Origin of the sequence: Cobetia sp. Ld8 (assembly GCF_045066615.1) — a bacterium.
GTDB lineage: Bacteria > Pseudomonadota > Gammaproteobacteria > Pseudomonadales > Halomonadaceae > Cobetia > Cobetia amphilecti.
Window position 1 is genome coordinate 202,724 of the sequence record NZ_JBISHF010000005.1, and the last position, 22,693, is coordinate 225,416.

Here is a 22,693-nt window from a genome sequence, read left to right on the forward strand (position 1 = left end):
CAAACGGACACGGATAACGGAAACGCACATGGCGCTATACGTTCAGAAGTTCGGAGGCACTTCGGTCGGCTCGGTGGAGCGGATCAAGGCCGTCGCCGAGAAGGTCAAGCGATTCCGCGATGAAGGCCATCAGATTGTCGTGGTCGTCTCTGCCATGAGTGGCGAGACCAACCGACTGATCGGTCTCGCCAGCGAGATCAATGATGACCCGACACCGCGCGAGATGGACATGCTGGTCTCCACTGGCGAGCAGGTCACCATTTCCCTGCTGGCCATGGCGCTGCAGAAGATCGGCGTCGACGCGACCTCCTACACAGGGGCGCAGGTGGGAATCCGCACCGATAGCGCGCACACCAAGGCGCGTATCCAGCACATCGATACCGATGACCTGCGTGAAGACCTCGACGATGGCAAGGTGGTCGTGGTGGCAGGCTTCCAGGGTGTCGATGAAGAGGGCAACATCACGACGCTGGGTCGTGGTGGCTCTGACACCACCGGTGTCGCGCTGGCTGCCGCACTGAAGGCGGATGAGTGCCAGATCTACACCGATGTCGATGGTGTCTATACCACTGACCCGCGCGTGTGCTCCAAGGCACGTCGTCTGGAAACGGTGACCGTCGAGGAAATGCTGGAAATGGCGAGCCTGGGCTCCAAGATCCTGCAGATCCGTTCGGTGGAATTCGCCGGCAAGTACAATGTTCCCCTGCGTGTGCTGTCTTCCTTCGAGGATGGCCCGGGTACCCTGATCGTCGCTGAGGAAGAAGACAACATGGAAGAACCGCTGATCTCCGGCATCGCCTTCAATGTCAACGAAGCCAAGCTGACTCTGCTCAACACGCCGGATATCCCGGGTGTCGCTTCCAAGATTCTGGGCCCGATCGCCGATTCCAACATCGAAATCGACATGATCGTCCAGAACGTCTCTCCGGACGGCAATACCACTGACTTCTCCTTCACCGTCGCCAAGACCGACTTCAAGGCGACCCAGCGCATCCTGACCGAGACGGTGATTCCGTCCGTCGGTGGTGGCGAGATGCGCGGTGATGACAACATCGCCAAGGTCTCGCTGGTCGGTGTCGGCATGCGTTCTCACGCCGGTGTCGCCTCCAAGATGTTCCGCGTACTGGCGGAAGAAGGCATCAATATCCGCATGGTCTCCACTTCAGAGATCAAGATTTCCGTCCTGATCGACGAGAAATTCATGGAGCTGGCGGTTCGCTCCCTGCACACCGCTTTCGGGCTGGATGCAGAAGCGATCAGCGACGAGACTGCCTGAGTCTCACCACGGAGCGTGCAGCAAGGAAGTCGTAAAGACACCGACAATCAATGACTTGCCCAAGTCGTGAAGCGTCGGTGCCCAGACCGGGGATATTGGTCTGGCAGACGTGCGGCACGTGAAGTCGATAGCGCCCGATGCATTTTCTGTCATTCTTCTGAATGTCAGTCTGTGCATCGGGCGCTTTCATTCAACGTGTCTATCGGGTGTGATGAAGGTATGGCATTGGCCGTCGGAGCATGCATAGCGCATAATTCGAGCTTCATGCATCAGGGTGGTCGACTTGTCCCGGTCGATCGCCGCCTCCACATCCCGTTGAAGTCCCAGCTGTTTTGAATTTCTGACAAGGAGATCAGTCATGCTCATCCTGACCCGTAGAGTGGGTGAAACTCTGATGATCGGAGACGACATCACTGTCACCGTTCTCGGAGTGAAAGGTAATCAGGTGCGTATCGGTGTGAACGCGCCCAAGGACGTTGCCGTCCATCGAGAAGAGATCTATCAGCGCATCCAGCGTGAGAAAGAAGACAATGGCGATGCCATCGCCTGACGGCATGCTGCGCCTGCACGTCGCACAACCCTGCACGACCCGATGAACGCCAGCCATTGTCCCCATGGCTGGCGTTCGCGTGTGTGGGCCTGGCGCAGGCGAGGGTGGCCCGCCTAGCTCATGAACAACGGCGTACTTACCTCCATGAGCAGCGGCTCATGCGGGGTGATGAGAGGGTGGCTTGTTCAAGTCTGTGTTCCGTAAGGGAAAAATTTGGCTTTTTTCTCAAAAAGGGGGAGACAAGTCGATTCTGGTTCGGTAATATGCCCGCTCCCTCGAACGAGACGCGACGACAGGCTAGCCATCGTCATGTTCTGGTTCATGCGGGGAGATTGCTTGGGGGCGCGCAGCCTCGAGCCTGTTGTCGAGTGGTGATGAGATGTTCAGCATCGAAGCCAAAAAATCGACACAGGGGCTGGACAAAGCCCAATCAAATGAGTAAGATATGCGCCGTACCTGATGAGGAGAGGTGGCCGAGTGGCTGAAGGCGCTCCCCTGCTAAGGGAGTATAGGGTTTATAGCCCTATCGAGGGTTCGAATCCCTCTCTCTCCGCCATTAGGTACAAATGCAGTAAGATGCGCCCTTAGCTCAGCTGGATAGAGTACCTGACTACGAATCAGGCGGTCGGAGGTTCGAATCCTCCAGGGCGCGCCACTGCAACGAAAGACATGAAGTTGGAAAGACGCAGTACTCGCACGATAAAGCCCTGAAGTCATTTGAAATGCTCAGGCCACAGATTTCAAGGTTTATGCGCCCTTAGCTCAGCTGGATAGAGTACCTGACTACGAATCAGGCGGTCGGAGGTTCGAATCCTCCAGGGCGCGCCAATTGAAAAACCCGCTTCACTGAAGCGGGTTTTTCTTCGTCTGAAGAAAAGTCAGGCAATGAAAGAAGCCAGGCTTTGAGGCCAGGTCCTGAAACAAGGCTCTGAAGCAAGTCTATGAGGCAAGGTCAGCGCCGAGTGATCGCCGCCTGCACGGCCCCGATCCCCGCATTGCTGACGATCTGAGTGTTCTACCGCTTTCATTGACTGTGATGTCACGCCTTCGGGCGGACGATCGCCAGGGCGCCCTTTTCGCGAGGGGCGCCCTTTTTTTGGTTCGCTGATCGAGGCCGCGACCGGATCGGGTGTTGGCCGGTGCTGATATTCAGGTGCAGGCTCAGGCCAGGGTGTTCACGGCTTCCGTTTCTGATGCCTGGGTCGATTCCGATGTCTGAGGCGATTCTGGTACCTGAGCCGGTTCCGGCATGCGAGTCACTGAGGTGAGAAGACTCGGCGCCAGCTCCAGCGCAGTGCCGGCCACCAGGCCGGTGAAGAACTCGGCACGCCCCTTGTGGCGCTTGATGGCCTGGAAACGGCTTTCGGCTTCCGCGTTGCCGCTCTGGCGCATCATGTTCATCCACTGCTTGAGCAGCGGCACCATCACCTTGTCGGGGAGGTGAGCGCAGCGCTCAGCATGGGAGAGCAGCACCTGCGCACGCTGCGTCCAGTCCGTCTCGGGCAGCAGCTCTCCGGTCGCCTGCCAATGCTTGATGCGCGCCGCCAGGAAGGGGTCAGCCAGGGCGGCACGCCCCAGCATGACATCGCGACAGCCGGACAGGGAGCGCGCCCGCCAGTAGCAGTGCATATCCCAGATATCGCCATTGGCGACCACCGGAATGGAGAGCTCAGAGGTGATCTTGCCGATCCATTCCCAGTGCGCCGGCGGGCGATAGCCTTCCTGTTTGGTACGCCCATGTACCACCAGCTGAGTCGCGCCGCCTGCCTCGGCCGCCTGAGCGCAGGCCAGCGCCAGGCGCCGATCATTGAAGCCGAGACGAATCTTGGCGGTGACCGGTACGCCCGTCCCCTCGAGTGCCTTGCGCACGCCTTCCACCGCGCGGAAGACGCGTTCCGGCGAGCGTAGCAGTGCCGCGCCACCATCATGTCGGTTGACGGTCTTGGCCGGGCAGCCGAAATTGATATCGACGCTTGGCGCACCCAGACGCGCAGCGACCCGGGCATTGATGCCCAGTGCCTCGGGGTCGGCCCCCAGCAGCTGCAGGGCGACCGGGGTCTCGTGTCGTGTTCGTGCCGTCTGTGTCGGGGGGGCGTCGAGCAGCTCCGGACAGATGCGCTTGAAGACGCGCGGCGGTAACTTGACGTGGGTCACGCGCACGAATTCCGTCACGCACCAGTCGTAGCCGCCAAGGCCGGTGAGACATTCGCGCGTGATGTCATCTATCACGCCTTCCATCGGCGCGATGCCGATGCGGCCGGCCCGCGCGAGGGCCTGTGGGGTCAACGATGGTGTCATTGCAATTGCCGTGGAATCAGGCACTTTAGAGCGACCAACAAGCATTGAATGCAGCTGCATGGGCATACCGACAGAGGCTATCGGCGGCGGAGCCTATCCGTCGTGCCGTGTCCGGCGTGACCGAAGACATTGGCGTTCAGCGCAGGCGCTGCGCCGTAGTGCGGCTCGATAACGAGAAAGACTCGAGGACACTGGCATGCAAGAGAATGATCTGCTCGGTGAAGGCTTGAACCTGATGGTGTTCGGGATGGGGTTCGTGTTCGTGTTTCTAAGTCTGCTGGTGGTCGCCATGATGGCGATGGCCAGGCTGGTGGATCGCTTCGCGCCTGCACCAGTGCCCGCTGCGCCAGGTGCTGCGCGGGCGCCGGCTGCCCCGGCCCCTGCGGCAGAGGACGACAGCGAACTGACGGCCGTCATGGCCGCGGCGATTCACCGCTTCCGGCAGGACCAGCACAAGCACTGACGCTTTCGCGGCTTCGCCGTTAGCGTCTGGGCTCTGCCGAGCGTCTGACCACTGCCGAGAGTAGCAGGCGGCGATTCTATCACGAGCAGTACGGTGGGTAGACCTCCCCCCGAGTGCAATATTCTGTGTTGCAGGCTGACGCAACAGGCTGCCTGCAGCGCGTGCAGAACTCGATATCCACAATATAAAGAACAAGGGATCACTCATGGACAAGCAACCGCTGGGCATCACGGATGTGGTACTGCGCGACGCGCATCAGTCATTGCTGGCCACGCGCATGCGCCTCGATGACATGCTGCCGATCGCCGCCAAGCTGGACGACATCGGCTTCTGGTCGCTGGAGAGCTGGGGCGGCGCGACCTTCGACGCCTGCATTCGCTACCTGGGCGAAGACCCCTGGGCGCGCATTCGTGCCCTGAAGGAAGCGATGCCCAAGACCCAGCAGCAGATGCTGCTGCGCGCCCAGAACCTGCTCGGCTATCGTCATTACGCCGATGATGTGGTGGATACCTTCGTCAAGCGTGCCGCGACCAGCGGTGTCGATGTCTTCCGTGTCTTCGATGCCATGAATGACCCGCGCAACCTAGAGCGTCCGCTCAAGGCGGTGCTGGATCAGGGCAAGCATGCCCAGGGCACCATCTCCTACACCGTGAGCCCCGTGCACACCCTGGAGATGTGGGTCGAGCTGGCGCAGAAGATCGAGTCCATGGGTGCCCAGTCACTGGCGATCAAGGACATGGCAGGCCTGCTGACCCCGTACACCGCCTTTGAACTGGTCTCGCGCCTCAAGGCGAGCCTGTCGATCCCGATCCACATGCAGTGCCACGCCACCACCGGGCTTTCCACCGCCACGGCCCTCAAGGCCATCGAGGCGGGCATCGACAACGTCGACACCTCCATCTCTTCCATGTCGATGACCTACGGCCATAGCCCGACGGAATCCGTGGTCGCGATGCTGGCGGGGACCGAGCGCGATACCGGGCTCGATCTCGAGAAGCTCGAGGATATCGCCGGCTATTTCCGCGAAGTGCGCAAGAAGTACTCGGCCTTCGAGGGCAGTCTGCGCGGTATCGACTCGCGCATCCTGGTCGCGCAGGTGCCGGGTGGCATGCTCACCAACATGGAAAGCCAGCTCAAGGAGCAGGGCGCCGGTGACAAGCTGGATGACGTGCTCGCCGAGATTCCGCGGGTGCGCAAGGACCTGGGCTATATCCCGCTGGTGACCCCGACCTCACAGATCGTCGGCACCCAGTCGGTGATGAACGTGATGATGGGCGAGCGCTACAAGTCGATCTCCAAGGAAGTGCAGGCGCTGCTCAAGGGCGAATATGGCGCGGCACCGGCGCCCTTCGACAGCGAGCTTCAGTCCCGCGTGCTGGAAGGCGGCGAGCCGATCACCTGCCGCCCGGCCGACAACCTGACGCCGGAGATGGAGCGTCTGCGTGAGGAGCTCAAGGGCAAGGCCAGTGAAGAGGGCGTCACGCTGGAAGGCGGCGAGCGCGAGACCGATGACGTGCTGACCTACGCGCTGTTCCCGCAGATCGGCCTCAAGTTCCTGCGCAACCGTGGCAACCCGGATGCCTTCGAGCCCGCCCCGCAGGCTGTCGATGACAAGGCGTCCAAGGCTGCCGCAGCGCCGGTCTCCAGTGCTCCAGCCGTCAGTGCTCCAGCCGCGTCCAGCGGTCCACAGACCTACACCCTGAACGTCAACGGCAAGCAGTATGTGGTCGAGGTCGCCGAAGGCGGAGACATCACCCAGGTGCAGGCCAGCGAGCCAGCGGCGCCTGCTCCGGCAGCCGCAGCGGCGGCACCTGCCGCACAGGCCGCCTCCGGTGAGCCGGTGAGTGCGCCGCTGGCGGGCAACATCTTCAAGGTCAATGTCAGTGTCGGTGACAGCGTGGCCGAAGGGGATGTGGTCATCATCCTCGAGGCGATGAAGATGGAGACCGAGATCCGTGCCCACCAGGCCGGTACCGTCTCCGCGGTGAAGGTCAAGGAAGGCGACAGTGTCAGTGTCGGCGACGTTCTGATCACCCTCTGAGCCGGTGTGTCCGGCCCGTCGTCATGCGCGGCGGGCCGGTCGGTGATGCTCCTCTGCAAGGCGACACGACATGGACAAGATACTCAACCTCTGGCACGGCTCGGGGCTCTACAACATGAGCTTCGGCCAGCTGGCGATGATCGTCATCGGCCTTGGCCTGCTTTATCTGGCGATCCGCAAGAACTTCGAACCCCTGCTGCTGGTGCCGATCGGCTTCGGCGGCATTCTGGCCAACATCCCGGAAGCGGGGCTGGCGCTGTCTGCAGCCGAGCAGGCGGCCCATCTCGGCAAGCCGGAGCTGCTGGCTGCGATGGCCAATCTGCTCAACGTCAACATCGCCAGCCTGCCGCTGGATGAGGCACGCCACGCGGTGGAGCAGGCGCTGCATGGCGAGATTCCCGCCGCGCTCAAGCAGCAGGCCAGCAACATGGCGCTGGATGGCGGCTTCTCCAACGGCATGCTCTACAGCTTCTACAGCGTGGCGATCGCCTCCGGCATCGCGCCGCTGGTGATCTTCATGGGCGTGGGCGCGATGACGGACTTCGGCCCGCTGCTGGCCAATCCCAAGACCCTGTTCCTCGGCGCGGCGGCGCAGTTCGGCATCTTCGCGACCTTGCTGGGCGCGGTGGCGTTGACCTCGATGGGCCTGATGGACTTCAGCCTGCAGCAGTCGGCGGCCATCGGCATCATCGGTGGTGCGGACGGTCCGACTTCCATCTATGTCGCCAGCCTGTTGGCGCCGGAGCTGCTGGGCGCGATCGCCGTGGCGTCCTACTCCTACATGGCACTGGTGCCGATGATCCAGCCGCCGATCATGCGCGCGCTGACCACCGCCAAGGAACGCAGCCTGGTCATGACCCAGCTGCGGCCGGTGTCCAAGACCGAGAAGATCCTGTTCCCGCTGGTGCTGCTGATCATGGTGGCGATGCTGCTGCCGGACGCCGCACCGCTGCTGGGCATGTTCTGCTTCGGTAACCTGATGCGCGAGTGTGGTGTGGTGGAGCGTCTGTCGGATACCGCTCAGAACGCACTGATCAACATCACCACCATCTTCCTGGGACTGTCAGTGGGCTCCAAGCTGCAGGCCGACAAGTTCTTGGCGGTGGAGACGCTGGGCATTCTGGCCCTCGGCGTGGTCGCCTTCGGTATCGGCACGGCCTGCGGGGTACTGATGGCCAAGCTGATGAACAAGGTCTCCAAGACACCGATCAATCCGCTGATCGGGTCGGCCGGTGTCTCGGCGGTGCCGATGGCGGCACGTGTCTCCAACAAGGTCGGGCTCGAGTACAACCCGCACAACTTCCTGCTGATGCATGCCATGGGGCCGAACGTGGCCGGTGTGATCGGCTCGGCGGTTGCCGCGGGGGTGATGATCAAGTACCTCGGCTGATCGTCTTTGCAGCACTGATACGACAACGCCCGCCATGGCTACCATGGCGGGCGTTGTCGTATCTCGGGCCTTCATCAGCGGCGCTTTATCTTGTCTCGGCCGAGGGATTTGAGGGCGTGGCAGAGACGGTGCGCTGATTCGGCTGCATGCGCGTATGCGGGTCGTGGACGGCCTGCCAGAGGCTTAGCAGGGCGGCGCGATCGACAGGCCGGCTGGGCAGCCGCTGGCTGTCCTCGAGCCCTTGCCATTTTCCCGCGGCGTTCTGGCGTGCGAGGGCAAAGCGGAAGGGGCGGTAGCCGGGTGAGCCCAGGCGTGTATCGGTCACTGCCAGCAGCGTCTCACCTTCCGGGGTCTGCTCACGGCTCGCGCGCAGATAGGGCGCCGCGAACCAGCGCAGACGCTGGCCGTCCTCCAGCTTCGCGACCTCGCCATCCAGCGTCGGATGGCGCGGAAAATCACGGCGTGCGAGAGACGCCAGCTGCGCGTCGGAGTCGAACACGCTGACCATCCACTCGTGATCCGCCTGCGGCGTGGTTGCGCTGACACGCCACAGCAGGCTGTTGAAGGGAGTCGGCTGCACCATACGCGGGGCGTCGGCGAAGCCTTGGCTGGCCAGCAGCGGCGCCACGCGATGTTCGACCCAGCTCTTGGCGGCCAGTCCCCAACCCAGATAGAGGCTCGAGAGCATGAGGCCCGCGCTCAACAGGTGCCCGGCGCGACCACGAATCGCCACCCACAGGCCAGTGATCAGCAGCGGCAGGGTGTAGAGCGGGTCGATGATGAAGACGCTGGCCAGGCTGATGGGGCGGCTGGGCCACGGCCACAGCAGCTGGGTGCCATAGGTGGTGAAGCTGTCCAGCAGCGGGTGGGTGACCAGGCACAGCACGCAGTAGGCGATCAGCCGCCCACGGCCGAGGCTCGCCAGACGTGGCAGGCGCGCCAGCAGCCAGCCGAGCACGATGCCCAAAAGCGCCAGCACCGGCAGGGAATGGCTGAAGCCGCGGTGATGGGTGTAATTGGCGACCGCGTCGCCGTAGTCGATCATCACGTCGAGGTCGGGCAGGGTGCCGAGCGCCGCGCCGCCGAGCAGTGCATAGCGGATGGCCGCGCCGCGTTTCGGGCTGGGCAGGCGGCGAATGGCCGGCGCCATGACGGCGCCGCCAACGACGGCCCCGAGGCAGATCTGGGTAAGGGAGTCCATGCGTGGGCTACCTGTGAGGAAGAAGAGAGCGGGAGGCGTGGGAGCAGGCGTCAGTCATCTGCACGGATCGCCGCCAGGGCGCCCGGCTCGGCCCAGCGCGGGCCGGCATCCAGCACGCGTGCCTGCACCGGACAGTCATCACGATGACAGCCGGGCAGATAGCCGCAGCTCATCAGCAGCTCGTTGACGATCTCGGGGCCGGTGAAGCGGAAGGTCTTCTTGAACAGCTTGATCCAGGCTGACAGCTGTTGTGGATGGTGGGCATCCAGCCAGGCACTGAAGCTGCCGTGGGAGTCCTTGAGCTGCATCACCACGCCTGCGTTGTGGATCACGGCATTGATCTTGAGTCGGTTGCGAATGATGCCGGCATTGCTGAGCAGGCGCGCGCGGTCCTCGTCCCCGTAGGCGGCGATGCGCGCGATATCGTAATCCTCGAAGGCCTCGCGGAAGGCCGCGCGCTTCTTGAGCACCGTCAGCCAGGAGAGGCCGGCCTGATTGATCTCGAGCACGAAGCGTTCGAACAGCACCCGGTCATCGCTGACCGGAAAGCCGTATTCATGATCATGATATGGGCCATGAATCGGGTGCTGGGGAGCATTCTCGCAATAGGTGCTGGCGGTGACGACGTCGGCCATCAGTCCTCCTGTACCGCGAAGCGGCCGCTGCCGAGAAAGACGATGGCCAGGGCGCTGGCGAGGAAGAAGCCTTGCAGCTCCAGCGCCCAGCCGCCGGAGGGCGACAGGCTCAACAGCTGGCCCATGTGCGCCACGGCAAAGGCGAACAGCATGTTGGCGACCACGATCAGTCCGGCGATGCGCGAGTGCACGCCGAGCACCAGCATGATGGGCGCGATGATCTCGCCGATGTAGACGCCATAGGCCACCACACCCGGGATGCCCAGATTCTCGAGCTCGCCGGCGATCCAGCTCAGCGTGCCGCCATCACCGAGCAATTTCGAGAGGCCATGAAACAGCAACAGCAGGCCCAGCATCAGGCGCAGTATCAGCTTGCCGAGGTCGTCATTTTCGAGAAATTGCACGGTAGAGCTCCTTGCTCAGTAGTCGTCGGGCTTGCTCAGTAGTCGTCGGGCTTGCTCAGTAGTCGTCGGGCTTGCTCAGCGGTTGTCGGGCTTGCTCAGCGGTCGTCGGGATAGAAGGTTGTCTCAGGCGTTGGGGTTGTCCACCAGAATGCGCGAGAAGCGCACGATCTCGGCATTGCGGTTGGACCAGCCAAGACGCTCCCAGAAGCGATGAGCGTCATGGTTGTCGTGCAGGGTATCCAGATGCACCTTGTCGATGCCTTCGCAGGCCAGGGCCGCCAGACAGCGGTCGACCAGCGTGCTGGCGATGCCCTGGCCACGCATGTCCGGCGCCGTCATCACATGCTGAAGATAGCCGCGCTTGCCGTCATGGCCCGCCATGGCGCAGCCGACCAGGCGCTCATCGAGAAAGGCCAGGTGGCTCATGCCGGGGTTGCGCGCCAGATAGCGGGCGACAGGGGCATGGCGGTCGGCATCGCGGATGACCACGCCCGGGGTCGCCTCCATCATGGCGATGAAGGCAGGGTGGTCTTCCGGTGTCATCGGGCGATAGGTCAAGGTTGGCATCGTGTGTCCTGGCAAACGGCGGTCGTCGGGGATGCCATATCCTATCAGTCCCGCGGGATATCGAAATGCCCCGGCTGCGCCGCGACACGTGCCAGCCACGCCTGAATGGCGGGATAGTCATCCAGCGCGAAGCCGCCTTCATCGGCAACATGCGTATAAGCATAAAGGGAAATATCGGCAATCGTGAATCGGTCCCCGACCAGCCAGTCATGCTCGGCGAGATGGTGCTCCATCACGCGCAGGGCGCGCTTGCCGCCATCCTGCTTGGCGGCGTACTCGGCGCGGCGTTCATCGGGGAGACCGAGGTAGCGATTGATGAAGCGGGCGGTGGCGATGTACGGCTCATGGCTGTACTGCTCGAAGAACTGCCACTGCAGCACCTTGGCGCGCAGGAAGGGGTCACTCGGCAGATAGTCACTGCCATCGGCGAGGTAATTCAGGATGGCGTTCGACTCTGACAGCGTCTCGCCGCGATGCAGCTCCAGCAGCGGAATCTTGCCATTGACGTTGCGGGTCAGGAATTCCGGCGTGCGGGTGTCGCCGGCCAGAATGTCGACCTCGATGTAGTGATGATGGCGTTCGAGCAGGTGCAGCAGCAGCTCGACCTTGTAGCAGTTGCCGGAGCGGCGATCACCGTAGAGTGTCAGCATGCAGGGAGCGTCCTGTGCGAGCGTGGAATTGGCGTCTCGACAGTCTAACCAACCTCGCCTGCATGAACAGTGATTATTCGAACAGTGTTCGACGCTCCGGTGTCATTCGCGTGCTCCAGGCGCAGGCTGTGGATCAGCCGAGGATCATCACCACGCAGGAAGCGGTCAGTACGCCCATCACGCGGTTGAAGATCTTCCAGGCACGCTCGGTATTCAACAGGCGCCCGATGGCCGTTCCGAAGCCCGCCCACAGCGAGATGCACGGCAGCGCGACCAGTTCCGCGAAGCCTGCCAGCAATACGGCGTTGAGCAGTGCCGGGCCTTCCTCGGGCAGAAAGCTTGCCATCAGCGCCATGCCCATCACCCAGGCCTTGGGGTTGGCGAACTGGAACAGGCACGCCGCGAGGAAGGTCATCGGACGCGCATCCTGCTGGCTGGCGAAGTCAGGGGGCGGGGCGGTGGCGATCTTCCAGGCCAGGTAGAGCAGGTAGGCACTGCCCAGCGCCTTCAGCAGCGTCTGCACGATGGGATATCGCTCGAAGACCAGCCCCAGCCCCAGCGCGATGGCGATGAACAGCACCAGGCAGCCGATCAGGATGCCGAAGATATGCGGCAGGGTGCGCCAGTAACCATAGTTGGCCCCCGAGGCCGTCAACATCACGTTGTTGGGGCCGGGCGTCAGGGTCATCGACAGCATGAACAGCGTGGCGGGGGCCAGAAAGGCGAGGGATTCCATGGGTGTCCTTCAGCGTGGTGGGCGTTGTCGAGATGGCGTGTCTAATTGTATGGGTTCAATTTTCGATGCCGGCATATTCCCGTGTTTTGTGGCTTGTTGGCGGCATGTTTTGAGCATAATCTGATGACAATTACCGTCAATAGGTTTTTTGTCACCATGACAATATGGATTCCGACCCTGGACCCCGCCATGCCGCGTTACCGTGCGCTGGCGGAGGCCATCCGCCTCGATATCGCCGCGGGCCAACTCAAGGAAGGCGAGCGACTGCCGCCTCAACGGCGGCTGGCGGATGCGCTGGGCGTGACCATCGGCACGGTGACGCGAGGCTACGCCGAGGCCGAGCGGAGTGGCCTGGTGTCGGCGCGTGTCGGGAGCGGCACCTACATCAACGGCGCCACCCGGAGCGCGCATGGATCCTTCAGAAGCTTCGGGCATGCTCTGCGTGCCAGCAAGGCCTATGGATTGGCGCCAGAACAGGAGGGAGCGCTGCCGGCGGCATCCGGCGTGATCGATCTCACCATGAGCCTGCCACCGCCTCACCCCGCGCGGCAGCAGGGAATGGCGGCGGCGCTGGCCGCGATCAGCCAGTCACCCGAGGCCTTGCTGCGCAGTGTCGAGTATCAGAATGAATTCGGCGACGGCAGCCACCGTCAGTTGCTGGCGAGCTGGATGGGCGAGCTCGGCATGCCGGTCGACCCCGAGGAGCTGATGCTGACCCAGGGCGGCCAGAATGGCATCACGCTGGCGTTGTCGGCACTGCTGGCACCCGGGGATGCCGTGGTTACCGGCGCACTGACCTATCCCGGCTTGATCGTCGCCAGCGCCGAACGTGGCCTCAAGCTGTTGCGGGTGCCGCTGGACAAGGACGGCATGGATGTCGAGGCGCTGGCGCGGCTGTGTCGTCAGCAGGCGCCCAGAATGGTCTATGTGATGGCCGAGCAGAACAATCCGGGCGCGGCGCAGTTGTCTCATACACGGCGCGAGGCCCTGGTCGCCCTCGCACGCCAACATGACTTCTGGATTCTGGAAGATGGGGTGCAATATCTGCCCGACGAGGAGTGCGGCACGCGGCTCTATCAGATGGCGCCGGAGCGCACCCTGTATGTCTTCAGTACCTCCAAGTTGCTGGCCGGCGGCCTGCGCCTGGGCGTATTGCGAGCGCCGGTGGAGGTACTGACCCGCATCGGCGCAGTGCTGCGCAGCCACAGCTGGATGGTGGCGCCGCTGTTGATGGAGACGGTCTGTGCCTGGCTGACCAGCGGCAACGCGAGACAGCTGGTGGAGTGGCAGATGGAGGAGATGCGCGCGCGCCAGCGACTGGCCCGCACGCTGCTGGCGGAGTGGTCGCCGGCGGCGCGGCCGTCCTCGTTCGATCTGTGGCTCGAGTTGCCCGAAGGGCAGCGCAGTCAGGCGATGGTCGCGTCATTGGCCGAGCGGGGGGTGCACGTCACCAGCGCCGAGCCCTTCTGTGTCGGCAATGAGCCTCCACCGCAGGCCATCCGGCTGTGCCTGAGCGCCGCCGAGAGCCGTGAGGCGCTGACCCACGCGCTGGAAATCGTGCGCGAGCAGCTGCAGGCGCCGCCTGCGCTGCGCCCCATGACGCTCTAGCACATCGCCGCTCTCACTCCCGGCGGGTGCCGGACTCCTGCGCCAATCTGGCCTGCTTGAGCGGCACGCCCCAGCGATAGCCGCCGAGCCCGCCATCGCCGCGTACCACACGATGGCAAGGCGTCAGCAGAGCCAGCGGATTGGCACCACAGGCATTGGCGACGGCGCGGCTGGCGGTCGGCCGCTCGAGCGCCTCGGCCAGCTGGCGGTAGGTAAGGGTATCGCCACTCATGGTGGCGTTGAGCTGCTGCCAGACGCTCAATTGAAAGGCGGTGCCACGCACATCCAGCGGCAGTTCGAGCAGCAGCGCATGGCTGGTCTCCGGTTGCTCACACAGCGCGAGCAACCGTGCCCCCAGTGAGGCATGCAGCAGGCGACTGGCCGCGTGACCGCTGCCGTCCTGCTCGTCTGCCTCCATCTGCTGCCAATTGGCTTTGGGCAGACGTGCTTCCAGCGCCTGCTGGCCCGCCTCACGACTGTCGCTGAGCTGAATGACGACCACGCCACGCGCGCTGAGTCCTGCGCTCAGCCAGCAGGACTGCTCCGGTATCCCGAAGCGACACGGCCAATGCAGGGCCAGCAGGTCTTCTCCCTTGCCGCCGGAGCGGCGGGCACTGGGCGTGATGCCGTCCCTGCGCGCATAGGCGCGACTGCTGGAACGATAGCCGGCGGCGATGATCGCCTCGGTCACGCCATGGCCTTCCTCCAGCAGCGCATGGAACTGCATCTGGCGCAGACCCGCCGAGTACTCGGAAGGTGACAGGCCCAGCAGCGCCGTGAAGCGGCGCTGAAGATGCGAGGCACTTATCCCGTGCTCCGCCGCCAGGCTTGCGAGTGTCGGGGTGGGCTCGCCTGCGGCGACGGCCCGCTCCAGCTGCCGACATACCGCCAGCGGCCAGGGCGAGGCGGGGGCTGAGACAGTATCTGCAGGTGTCGAGCGGGCGGCAGTGGAGGTGTGTGAAAGTGGGGCGTTCGATTCCGGCATCATCGGTGCTCCAGGCGTGGCCCTGACGGGATGGCGGGTCTGCTTGTCGGCGTGAGGGCGATCAGGCTTGTCGGGCTGCTCAGGATGACAGCGCCGACAGGCGCGCATGCCCGCGGCTCGCGCCGCGTGGCAATCGGCAAACAGGCGCAGGTTGTCGCGGCGTGGCGCCGGGGATGGGCAGCCGATGCGACAGAAGATGCCAGTGGTGATCACGCCGTAGCGCAGCGCCTCCCCGGCGATCGGCTGGCGCGCCAGCAGACGCTGCCAGATGGCCTCATCGCACCCTTGAGCGTCGCCAGCGGCAGGTGGTGCCGTCATGCCTACCGCTGTCTTTTCGCCGGACACTGATGTCATCGTTCATCTCGCTGTGCAAGGTTCACGATCAGTATCGCCATCCGCTCGGGGCGGTGCACTCCGTATCTTGTGCTGACTGTCAGGATTGCGCTCGTAGCATTTGCCGGGAGTCGCTCAGAACTCGATGGATTCCTGGCGCTTCTCTTCTTCCTCGGCCTGCTTGCGCAGCTTCTTGCGGATGGCGGCCTTGTGGAAGCGCAGCTTCTGTTCCTGGGTTTCCAGGTTGAGTGGCGGCACCGGCACCGGCTGGCCGTTGGAATCGACCGCGACCATGGTCAGATAGCAGCTGTTGGTATGGCGAATCAGGCGACCTTGGATGGATTCGGCGACCACCTTGATGCCGATCTCCATCGAGGAGCGGCCGACGTGATTGACCGAGGCCAGGAAGGTCACCAGCTCGCCGACGTGGATCGGCTGCTTGAAGCGCACCTGGTCGACCGAGAGGGTGACGACGTAGCTGCCGCTGTAGCGACTGGCACAGGCGTAGGCGACTTCATCCAGCTTCTTGAGGATGGCGCCACCGTGCACCTTGCCACTGAAGTTGGCCATGTCGGGGGTCATCAGCTCGGTCATGATCAACTGATGCTGGCCGGGCAGAGCTTCGTTGAGGGCGGTCTGTTCTGGCTGGTTCTCGCTCATGGGGGCGTCCTTCAGGCACGGGCCTGTCAGGTGAGTGGGAGCTGTCAGGGGCTCTCAGGTGAAGCAATGGCTCTGGCATGCCGCGCAGAGAGGGATAATGGCTAGTCTGCGGGATTCGTGACGTCTTGGCACCCCGTGAGCGGCATATCAGCTATCTATAAACGACCTTGCCCCCACAGTCGCCTGTGGGGGCAAGGAGCTTGCGGGGTTATCGGTAAGGCTATCTGAATGGCTAGCTGACGCCGCCGTCAGGTGGGTATCAGAGCAGCGTCAGACCCAGCGAGATGATGATGCCGGTCACCAGCAGCTGCACCAGGCAGAAGCCCATGATGTCCTTGGCCTTGAGGCCGGCGATGGCGAGCACCGGCAATGCCCAGAAGGGCTGCAGCATGTTGGTCCAGGCATCGCCCCAGGCGACGGCCATGGCGACGCGTGACAGGTCGGCACCCAATGCCTGGGCGGCGGGAATCATGACCGGTGCTTGCACGGCCCACTGGCCGCCACCGGAGGGCACGAACAGATTGACGATGCCGGCACTGATGAAGGACCAGAACGGCAGGCTGTCGGCGGTGGCAATCGACACGAAGCCTTCGGACAGCGTGGCGGCCAGTCCCGACTGCACCATGATCGCCATGATGCCGGCGTAGAAGGGGAACTGGATGACGATGCCTGCGCCACCCTTGATGGCTTCATTCAGGCTGTCCAGCAGCTTGCGCGGCGTGCCATGCAGCACGATGGCCAGGAACAGGAAGCTGAAGTTGATCACGTTCAGGTTCAGTCCGCCGCCACGAATCACGAAGTGATCCACCAGCCAGGCGAGGCCGAACAGCCCGACGACCCAGGCGAGAATCGGCGAGTTCTCGAGACGCTCGGCGGGACGAGGCTGGTCGCTGATCTCGGTGTGCTTCTCCTCGAGCATGGCCGGGTCCACGTACACGCTTTCCTTCTCGAAGGGCATCATGGCGCGATTGACCAGCGGCATGATGATCAAGAGCGCCGCGACGATGGCGATATTGAAGAAGGCGAAGATGGTGTCCGAGGTGGGCACGATGCCGATGCTGTCCTCGGTGAAGTGGCCCGCGGTGGCGATGGTCAGCGGAATCGAGCCCGAGATGCCCGCATGCCAGATCACGAAACCGGAGTAGGCACTGGCGATCAGCAGGCGGTAATCGACCTTGATCATTTTGGCCAGCTGCTTGGCGAACAGTGCCCCGATGACCAGCCCAAAGCCCCAGTTGATCCAGCTGGCGATCAGCGACACGAAGGTGACCAGCATGATGGCGCTGCCGGGCGTTCTGGCCAGCGAGGCGATGCTGGCCAGGCCTTTCTTCACCGGCGGAGTGTTGGCGAGCATGAAGCCCGAGATCAACACCAGCAGCATCTGCATCGAGAAGGTCAGCAGATTCCAGAAGCCATCGCCCCAATAGCGCATCACCTCGGTGGGGGAGCGCTGTTCGATGAGCATGGCGGCTGCCGCTGCAACGACGGTCAGCAACAAGACGAAGATATAGGGGTCAGGCAGATAGCGCTCAACCAGCTTGACGGCTGGCCGTGATAGCGATTGCAGCATGTGAGAGTCCCTGTCGGCTTTTTATCAGTATGGGAAACGGGTTGGCACGCTCACATTAGTCCATTCACTATCAGGAGAATATCGCGCGATGGTCGAGTGGCACGCCAATGCTAGCGGCAAGCCTTTCAGCGCTGCATCAACCTGCTGGAGGCTTCAACTGGCATGGCATCAGCGCCAATGATGGCGGCGATGATGCAGGTAGTAGCCGCCGAGTACGGCAGAGCGCACGCTGGTGAACAGCAGGAAGGCCAGCCACAGTCCATGATTGCCGAAGCCTTCGAGAAGCGGCCACAGGCCGATGAAGGCCAGCAGGGATACCACCAGCGTATTGCGCATTTCACGCGTCGCCGTGGCACCGATGAAGATGCCGTCCAGCAGGTAGCTCCACACCGCGACCAGGGGCATGGCGACCATCCAGGGCAGATAGAGGGTGGCCAGCGTGCGCACTTCGGGAATGTCGGTCAGCAGGTGGATCAACGCCGGCCCGCAGAGCCAGAGCAGGCCGCTGGCCGCTGTCGCGGTGATCAAGGAGAAACGGGTTGCCGCCCCCACGCTGCGCGCGAAGCGTTGCCAGTCGTTCTGGCCGACGGCTCGCCCGACTTCTGACTCCGCCGCCTGGGCGAAGCCATCCAGTGCATAGGACGTCATCATCACGAACTGCAGCAGCACAGCATTGGCCGCCAGAACGTCATCGCCGAAGCTGGCACCCTGCGAGGTGAAATAGGCCGTCGCGCCCAGCAGGCACAGGGTGCGCACGAACAGATGCTGATTGACGCGAATCAGCGCGCCCCAGGCGGGGAGAGACAGCAGCGCTGCGCGATCACTGCGCCCCGGCATGCGTCTGAGCTGGCGGGCGACCAGCCACAGGCCCGTGGCCAGCGCACAGTAGTCGGCGATCACGCTGGCCAGCGCCACGCCATCGCTGGTCATGCCCAGCCCGGGCACGAAGGCCAGGTCGAGCAGGATGTTGACGCCATTGGTCAGCACGAGGATGCCGAGCGTGACGCGCGAATTCCCCAGCCCCAGGAACCAGCCCAGGATCACGTAGTTGATCAGCACCGCCGGTGCCGACCACAGACGGATGCTGGCGTAGTCATGGGCCAGGGCGCGCGTGGTCTCGCTGGCCTCCATCAGCGATAGCCCCAGGGTGATCAGCGGCGAGCCGGCGATGATCAACACCAGCCCGATGGCCAGCGCCAGCCCGATGCCCTGGCCCAGCAAGGTGCGCAGGCCATCGTGGTCTTCACGGCCATGGGCCTGTGCCGTCATGCCGGTCGTGCCCATGCGCAGAAATCCGAAGCCCCAGTACAGGAAGCTGAAGAGGACCGCGCCCAGCGTGACCGCGCCCAGATACACCGCATCCTCGAGATGCCCGACCACGGCGGTATCCACCAGCCCCAGCAACGGCACGGAAATGTTGGAAAGGATGATGGGCCAGGCCAGGCGCCACATATGGCGATCGGCGGAAGGCAGTGTGGCGGTCTTCAGGGAAGGGGCGGGCATGTTGGGTCCGAATGAGGGGTGAAGGTAACGTCAGCCGGGAGCGGTCGCGTTGATCAGGATAAGGCCTGGCAGGGCTGGGCGTAATGGCGCTGGAGCGCTAATCTAGTTCTGGTGACTTGATGGCAAGGCCTGCCATGCGCCAGCCGAGAGATCCACTGGCGCGAAGACTCATAACAGGGACGCATGGAGCGTCCGGACGCAAGGGAACTGACTATGAAACGCACGATTCTTCAGCGAAGCACGCGATTGCGCACTGGGCTTGCAGCAGCTGGCATGACGCTGGTGCTGGCGACGCCGGTGCAGGCCATCGAGCTGCCCAGCGAGCAGGGTGACGACACACCCAGCGCAGGCATGATGGTGGCCGATGCCCTTATCGGGCGTCCACTGTTGCTGGCCACGACCGTCGTCGGTGCTGCCATCTTTGTCGTGTCGGCTCCCTTCGCGGCCATGGGGCAGAATATCGATGAGACGGCGCGCGTACTGGTCGCGACCCCGGCGCAGGCGACCTTCGCTCGCTGCCTGGGTTGCAAGACCACGCGGGTCGATTGGGATTGAGGATGTCCTGATCGCGGCTGGTGAGCACGCGCCGCTCATGGCTGGACACGACAACGCCGACCTCGAGGGTCGGCGTTGTCGTGTCTGAAGGGCGGTGAAAGCGGCGGTCAGTGCGCGGGTTGCCTGGCGTGGCTATCGGCTGCGGGCGGCAGTGAGTTGAAGCACAGCACGCGTTTGCGTCCGGCGCGTTTCGCCTGGTAGAGCGCATTGTCGGCCATGTTGAACAGCGCGTCGGTGGCCTGGCTGTCATGCGGCGCGTTGGCGACCCCGGCGGAGAAGCTCAAGCCGGTCAGCGGCCCCAGGGTCTCATGCTCGAAGACTTCTTCGTGGAAGGCTTCGAGAATGGCCTCGACGCGTGCGCGTGACACCGCTGCACTGGCACCGGGGATCAGGATCACGAACTCCTCGCCACCGTAGCGACAGGCTTCATCGGAGCTGCGCAGCGACTCACGTATCAGATTGGCCAGACGCGTGAGGACCTGATCGCCCATCTCGTGGCCGTAGGTATCGTTGACCTGCTTGAAGTGGTCGAGATCCAGCACCACCAGGGACAGCGGGTTGCCGATGCTAGCCTCGGCCAGTTTCTGGGGCAGCACCTCATCGAGGTGACGACGATTGAAGAGGCGCGTCAGCGTATCCTTGCGCGCCTCATGTGCCAGACCCCGCTTCAGCTGCAGGTCGGCCAGTGCCAGCATCACCAGGTGGCTGACATCTTCCGCCAGGGGCTGCAGGCGCTCCAGGCTGTCCTCTTCCGGCGGGATCAGCAGCACGAATTCCCCCACCTGGCCATCCCCGACCGTCAGCGTCTGCTTGAGGTGACGAGCGTCGGTGGGCGGTGACCCCCAGTTGATATGCATCGTCTGATTGATGTCATTCGGGTCATGCAGGGTCACGTTGCCTTCGCAGCCGGCGAACAGGCTGGGCAGACGAACATTGAGCTGGGTGATGATCTCATCGAGCTGGGAGCAGGTCAGCAGGCATTCCGCGAGGTGATGGATCTGGCTGCGGCTCTCGGAGAGTCGCGACAGCTTGAGGTTGGCGGCCTGCAGGTCGCGCTGGGCACGCTTGCGGTCGGTGATGTCGTGAACGATGGAGAACAGCAGGGTGCGGCCGTTCAGGTCCACCGGGCCGGTAAAGATCTCGACATCACGCAATTCACCGTTGGCAAGCTGATGGCTGGCCTCGAAGTGGTTGTCGGTACGGTTGACGACCGCACGGATGCGCTTGGAGAGCGACTGGCTGGCCAGCACGTTGATACGGCCCAGTGGCATGCCGCACATCTCGCCGATGCTGTAGCCATAGAAGTCGGCAGCGACCGGGTTGGCATCGATGATCTCGGCAAGCTCCGGGTCGATCAGCAGCTTGATGGCGTTGCCGGTGCTGAAGACTTCCTGGTACAGGGTCGCATTCTCTTCGAGCAACTCGATGGCGCGGCGGCGGTCCTCGATATTGTTGATCAGTACCAGGGTGCGCTCCTCACCTTCCAATGGCGTGAGCGTAACTTCTGCCCAGAACATCTGACCCGTGTCAGTCTGCATGTGGTATTCGTCCTGGAAGCTACCACCTTCGCGCTGCAGCTGGCCCCAGGCACGCTTCATGCGACTGACTTCTTCCAGTGAGAACAGACCCCATAGAGATTGCTGGAAAAGTTCGATATCACTCTTTCCCAGTAGGGCATGCATGGCCGAGTTGGCATCCGCGATGGTGCCATCCCGGTCAGCGACGATGATGCCGACCGGTGCGGAATGATAGATGGAGCGCAGTCGGGCACGGCTGCTGATCAGGCGTTGCTGCTGCTCCTTGATCCAGTCGATATCGCTGTGAGTACCGATCATGCGTAGGGGCCTGCCGTCCTTGGCACGTTCCACCACGCGCCCCTGATCGAGAATCCATTTCCATTCACCGTTGCGCGTCAGCATGCGGTGCTCGTTGCGATATTCTGCGCTGTGGCCTTCAAAGTGCTGTTTCAGGTCGTCGAGGGTGCGCGGCATGTCATCAGGGTGGATGCGTGACTTCCACTCATCGAAGCTGCTGCCGATCTCGTGTTCCTGGAAGCCGAGCGTCGCCTTCCACTGCGGAGAGTAGAAGACGTGATCGGTATCCTGCTTCCAGTCCCAGACGCCTGCACCTGAGCCTTCCAGCGCGTACTGCCAGCGTTGTTCGGCTTCGCCCAGGGCGTCACTCATCTTCTGCAGCTGCTGATAGGGGTAGGTCATGCGCGATGAATAGATGGCGTGATAGATCATCGCGTAGGCCACCACCTTGTATAGGTGGCCGAGCAGGTTGAAGACATCAAAGGCGCTGGCATAGAGCGTGAAGCACAGTTCGGAAATCCCCGTGGCCAGCGCCGCGACCGCCAGCCAGCCGGCATTGGTGCCTTCAGGCAGTCGGCGCGCGCCGAGCAGAAGTACCGCGGCCAGCACAGCGCTCAGCGCCAGGGCCCACTCGTAGCCGATCTTCCAGGCGGTCAGGCCGCTGCCGACGATGAAGGTCTCTGGCAGAGACTCCAGATGATAGAGGCCTGCCCAGCTCACCAGTAGTCCGATGGCGAGCGTCAAGCCAAAGGCCACGGGCAGATAGCGTCGCGGGACGGGGCGGGATGTCAGCAGGCAGGGAGCCAGCAATGCGATGATGAAGGCGGTTCGCCCTGCCAGCCAGAAGTGGATGGCCTTGCTGACGGAGGCTTCGCTGACGAAGTCGGGCATGCCGTCATAGCTGAAGATGTGCACCACGTCGAAGAAAGCGGAGAGCAGAAATGCACACCCCATGACCAGAAAGCTGGTCGGCAGCGTTCGGCGATGCCCCTGGAAGATGGAGACGGCAGACATCAGTGCCACCAATATCGCGCTCATTTCCACCAGCGAATGCGGGACGAGGTATTGACCGATCGAGCTGAACAGCTGCGGACGCGGCACCACGATCAAGGCCGCCATGATTGCCAGCATGCCAAGCAGCATCCCCGTGCCGGCATTGGGCAGGGAGGTCCGTGTTTGCAGGAAGGGGCGCTTGAGAACGGTAGAGAGAGAGCGAGAGGACATGGGCAATCCGTGCGCGTGAAAGGGGATGACCGGTGACTGGTTAACTACAGGATAGAATAGATTGTTTACATTATCCTAACAGGAAATAACCTGACGTAGCGTTTGGTATTAATTGCGTAGCCGTTTAGGCAGGGGCCGAGAGCAGGTTGGTAGCCACGAATCTGTCTGGCCATGTCAGCAGCGGGGTCAGCACTGGGGCCAGTAGGGAGGCCGGCGGGAGCTGGCAATGG

The 22,693-nt window shown here is 63.1% G+C and carries 19 protein-coding genes and 3 tRNA genes; 10 read left to right on the forward strand and 12 right to left on the reverse strand.

The features are described from left to right. Nucleotides 1–28 precede the first annotated feature (28 nt). The 5 genes from ACJJV2_RS01445 to ACJJV2_RS01465 all read left to right on the forward strand — a co-directional run bounded on the left by ACJJV2_RS01445 (nucleotide 29) and on the right by ACJJV2_RS01465 (nucleotide 2,654). The gene (locus tag ACJJV2_RS01445) at nucleotides 29–1,276 is read left to right on the forward strand and encodes an aspartate kinase (protein WP_043332939.1); all 1,248 of its coding nucleotides are present in this window, start codon (nucleotides 29–31) and stop codon (nucleotides 1,274–1,276) included. A 358-nt stretch (nucleotides 1,277–1,634) separates the two neighbouring features. After that, on the forward strand, nucleotides 1,635–1,826 hold the full coding sequence (csrA, locus tag ACJJV2_RS01450) for a carbon storage regulator CsrA (RefSeq protein ID WP_043332937.1): 192 nt from the start codon (nucleotides 1,635–1,637) through the stop codon (nucleotides 1,824–1,826). A gap of 463 nt (nucleotides 1,827–2,289) precedes the next feature. After that, nucleotides 2,290–2,382 (forward strand) — tRNA-Ser (locus ACJJV2_RS01455). 22 nt (nucleotides 2,383–2,404) lie between these two features. After that, a tRNA-Arg gene (locus tag ACJJV2_RS01460) sits at nucleotides 2,405–2,481 on the forward strand. A gap of 96 nt (nucleotides 2,482–2,577) precedes the next feature. Beyond that, nucleotides 2,578–2,654, forward strand: a tRNA-Arg gene (locus ACJJV2_RS01465). Between the two features lie 333 nt (nucleotides 2,655–2,987). On the opposite strand, the gene ACJJV2_RS01470 is transcribed toward ACJJV2_RS01465, so the two are convergent. After that, the gene (locus tag ACJJV2_RS01470) at nucleotides 2,988–4,064 is read right to left on the reverse strand and encodes a tRNA dihydrouridine synthase (RefSeq protein WP_405277898.1); all 1,077 of its coding nucleotides are present in this window, start codon (nucleotides 4,062–4,064) and stop codon (nucleotides 2,988–2,990) included. 256 nt (nucleotides 4,065–4,320) lie between these two features. Here ACJJV2_RS01470 and ACJJV2_RS01475 point away from each other — a divergent pair, with 256 nt between their 5' ends. The 3 genes from ACJJV2_RS01475 to ACJJV2_RS01485 all read left to right on the forward strand — a co-directional run bounded on the left by ACJJV2_RS01475 (nucleotide 4,321) and on the right by ACJJV2_RS01485 (nucleotide 8,018). Then, on the forward strand, nucleotides 4,321–4,587 hold the full coding sequence (locus ACJJV2_RS01475; protein WP_215823509.1) for an OadG family protein: 267 nt from the start codon (nucleotides 4,321–4,323) through the stop codon (nucleotides 4,585–4,587). A 205-nt stretch (nucleotides 4,588–4,792) separates the two neighbouring features. Continuing rightward, nucleotides 4,793–6,628 carry a sodium-extruding oxaloacetate decarboxylase subunit alpha gene (gene oadA, locus ACJJV2_RS01480; protein WP_405277829.1) on the forward strand — a complete coding sequence of 612 codons (1,836 nt, stop codon included), beginning with the start codon at nucleotides 4,793–4,795 and terminating at the stop codon, nucleotides 6,626–6,628. 70 nt (nucleotides 6,629–6,698) lie between these two features. After that, nucleotides 6,699–8,018: a sodium ion-translocating decarboxylase subunit beta gene (locus tag ACJJV2_RS01485; protein WP_166018651.1), complete on the forward strand. Its 1,320-nt coding sequence runs from the start codon at nucleotides 6,699–6,701 to the stop codon at nucleotides 8,016–8,018. Nucleotides 8,019–8,103: 85 nt separating this feature from the next. Here ACJJV2_RS01485 and ACJJV2_RS01490 read toward each other — a convergent pair whose 3' ends face one another. The 6 genes from ACJJV2_RS01490 to ACJJV2_RS01515 form a co-directional block, all read right to left on the reverse strand. Next, nucleotides 8,104–9,219 carry a metal-dependent hydrolase gene (locus ACJJV2_RS01490; RefSeq protein WP_405277831.1) on the reverse strand — a complete coding sequence of 372 codons (1,116 nt, stop codon included), beginning with the start codon at nucleotides 9,217–9,219 and terminating at the stop codon, nucleotides 8,104–8,106. Nucleotides 9,220–9,269: 50 nt separating this feature from the next. Beyond that, nucleotides 9,270–9,854: a DNA-3-methyladenine glycosylase I gene (locus tag ACJJV2_RS01495; RefSeq protein ID WP_405277833.1), complete on the reverse strand. Its 585-nt coding sequence runs from the start codon at nucleotides 9,852–9,854 to the stop codon at nucleotides 9,270–9,272. Next, complete coding sequence (locus ACJJV2_RS01500) at nucleotides 9,854–10,258, reverse strand: DoxX family protein (protein WP_043332928.1); 405 nt, start codon at nucleotides 10,256–10,258, stop codon at nucleotides 9,854–9,856. The genes ACJJV2_RS01495 and ACJJV2_RS01500 overlap by 1 nt, the downstream gene beginning before the upstream one ends. A 123-nt stretch (nucleotides 10,259–10,381) precedes the next feature. Then, entirely contained in the window at nucleotides 10,382–10,825 is a 444-nt protein-coding gene (locus tag ACJJV2_RS01505) for a GNAT family N-acetyltransferase (protein WP_153636581.1), read from the reverse strand. A 44-nt stretch (nucleotides 10,826–10,869) separates the two neighbouring features. Next, on the reverse strand, nucleotides 10,870–11,475 hold the full coding sequence (locus ACJJV2_RS01510; protein ID WP_043332924.1) for a glutathione S-transferase family protein: 606 nt from the start codon (nucleotides 11,473–11,475) through the stop codon (nucleotides 10,870–10,872). A 133-nt stretch (nucleotides 11,476–11,608) separates the two neighbouring features. Then, nucleotides 11,609–12,211: a LysE family translocator gene (locus ACJJV2_RS01515; RefSeq protein WP_405277836.1), complete on the reverse strand. Its 603-nt coding sequence runs from the start codon at nucleotides 12,209–12,211 to the stop codon at nucleotides 11,609–11,611. A gap of 156 nt (nucleotides 12,212–12,367) precedes the next feature. On the opposite strand from ACJJV2_RS01515, the gene ACJJV2_RS01520 reads away from it, so the two are divergent. Then, complete coding sequence (locus ACJJV2_RS01520; protein WP_405277838.1) at nucleotides 12,368–13,819, forward strand: PLP-dependent aminotransferase family protein; 1,452 nt, start codon at nucleotides 12,368–12,370, stop codon at nucleotides 13,817–13,819. Nucleotides 13,820–13,832: 13 nt separating this feature from the next. Here the strand turns inward: ACJJV2_RS01520 and ACJJV2_RS01525 are convergent, their stop codons facing one another. From ACJJV2_RS01525 to ACJJV2_RS01540, 4 genes are all read right to left on the reverse strand, one after another. Next, nucleotides 13,833–15,122, reverse strand: coding sequence for a methylated-DNA--[protein]-cysteine S-methyltransferase (locus ACJJV2_RS01525; RefSeq protein ID WP_405277840.1), 1,290 nt, complete (start codon nucleotides 15,120–15,122; stop codon nucleotides 13,833–13,835). A gap of 150 nt (nucleotides 15,123–15,272) precedes the next feature. After that, nucleotides 15,273–15,797 carry an acyl-CoA thioesterase gene (locus ACJJV2_RS01530; RefSeq protein WP_043332919.1) on the reverse strand — a complete coding sequence of 175 codons (525 nt, stop codon included), beginning with the start codon at nucleotides 15,795–15,797 and terminating at the stop codon, nucleotides 15,273–15,275. A 259-nt stretch (nucleotides 15,798–16,056) separates the two neighbouring features. Next, nucleotides 16,057–17,367: a short-chain fatty acid transporter gene (locus ACJJV2_RS01535; protein ID WP_303594904.1), complete on the reverse strand. Its 1,311-nt coding sequence runs from the start codon at nucleotides 17,365–17,367 to the stop codon at nucleotides 16,057–16,059. A 168-nt stretch (nucleotides 17,368–17,535) separates the two neighbouring features. Further along, on the reverse strand, nucleotides 17,536–18,870 hold the full coding sequence (locus ACJJV2_RS01540) for an MATE family efflux transporter (RefSeq protein ID WP_303594902.1): 1,335 nt from the start codon (nucleotides 18,868–18,870) through the stop codon (nucleotides 17,536–17,538). Nucleotides 18,871–19,143: 273 nt separating this feature from the next. Between ACJJV2_RS01540 and ACJJV2_RS01545 the strand changes: the two genes are divergently transcribed. Next, nucleotides 19,144–19,425 (forward strand): hypothetical protein, encoded by a 282-nt coding sequence (locus ACJJV2_RS01545; RefSeq protein WP_234368090.1) that lies wholly within the window; start codon nucleotides 19,144–19,146, stop codon nucleotides 19,423–19,425. Nucleotides 19,426–19,532: 107 nt separating this feature from the next. Here the strand turns inward: ACJJV2_RS01545 and ACJJV2_RS01550 are convergent, their stop codons facing one another. After that, nucleotides 19,533–22,463 (reverse strand): MASE3 domain-containing protein, encoded by a 2,931-nt coding sequence (locus ACJJV2_RS01550; RefSeq protein WP_405277844.1) that lies wholly within the window; start codon nucleotides 22,461–22,463, stop codon nucleotides 19,533–19,535. Nucleotides 22,464–22,693: the final 230 nt, after the last annotated feature.

Coding starts and splice junctions, on each gene's coding strand:
- ACJJV2_RS01535 (WP_303594904.1), bottom strand. CDS start 17,367: ATGCTGCAATCGCTATCACGGCCAGCCGTCAAGCTGGTTGAGCGCTAT.
- ACJJV2_RS01530 (WP_043332919.1), bottom strand. CDS start 15,797: ATGAGCGAGAACCAGCCAGAACAGACCGCCCTCAACGAAGCTCTGCCC.
- ACJJV2_RS01490 (WP_405277831.1), bottom strand. CDS start 9,219: ATGGACTCCCTTACCCAGATCTGCCTCGGGGCCGTCGTTGGCGGCGCC.
- ACJJV2_RS01470 (WP_405277898.1), bottom strand. CDS start 4,064: ATGGAAGGCGTGATAGATGACATCACGCGCGAATGTCTCACCGGCCTT.
- ACJJV2_RS01510 (WP_043332924.1), bottom strand. CDS start 11,475: ATGCTGACACTCTACGGTGATCGCCGCTCCGGCAACTGCTACAAGGTC.
- ACJJV2_RS01525 (WP_405277840.1), bottom strand. CDS start 15,122: ATGACGGCACCACCTGCCGCTGGCGACGCTCAAGGGTGCGATGAGGCC.
- oadA (WP_405277829.1), top strand. CDS start 4,793: ATGGACAAGCAACCGCTGGGCATCACGGATGTGGTACTGCGCGACGCG.
- ACJJV2_RS01485 (WP_166018651.1), top strand. CDS start 6,699: ATGGACAAGATACTCAACCTCTGGCACGGCTCGGGGCTCTACAACATG.
- ACJJV2_RS01515 (WP_405277836.1), bottom strand. CDS start 12,211: ATGGAATCCCTCGCCTTTCTGGCCCCCGCCACGCTGTTCATGCTGTCG.
- ACJJV2_RS01475 (WP_215823509.1), top strand. CDS start 4,321: ATGCAAGAGAATGATCTGCTCGGTGAAGGCTTGAACCTGATGGTGTTC.
- ACJJV2_RS01545 (WP_234368090.1), top strand. CDS start 19,144: ATGACGCTGGTGCTGGCGACGCCGGTGCAGGCCATCGAGCTGCCCAGC.
- ACJJV2_RS01520 (WP_405277838.1), top strand. CDS start 12,368: ATGACAATATGGATTCCGACCCTGGACCCCGCCATGCCGCGTTACCGT.
- csrA (WP_043332937.1), top strand. CDS start 1,635: ATGCTCATCCTGACCCGTAGAGTGGGTGAAACTCTGATGATCGGAGAC.
- ACJJV2_RS01550 (WP_405277844.1), bottom strand. CDS start 22,463: ATGTCCTCTCGCTCTCTCTCTACCGTTCTCAAGCGCCCCTTCCTGCAA.
- ACJJV2_RS01540 (WP_303594902.1), bottom strand. CDS start 18,870: ATGCCCGCCCCTTCCCTGAAGACCGCCACACTGCCTTCCGCCGATCGC.
- ACJJV2_RS01445 (WP_043332939.1), top strand. CDS start 29: ATGGCGCTATACGTTCAGAAGTTCGGAGGCACTTCGGTCGGCTCGGTG.
- ACJJV2_RS01505 (WP_153636581.1), bottom strand. CDS start 10,825: ATGCCAACCTTGACCTATCGCCCGATGACACCGGAAGACCACCCTGCC.
- ACJJV2_RS01495 (WP_405277833.1), bottom strand. CDS start 9,854: ATGGCCGACGTCGTCACCGCCAGCACCTATTGCGAGAATGCTCCCCAG.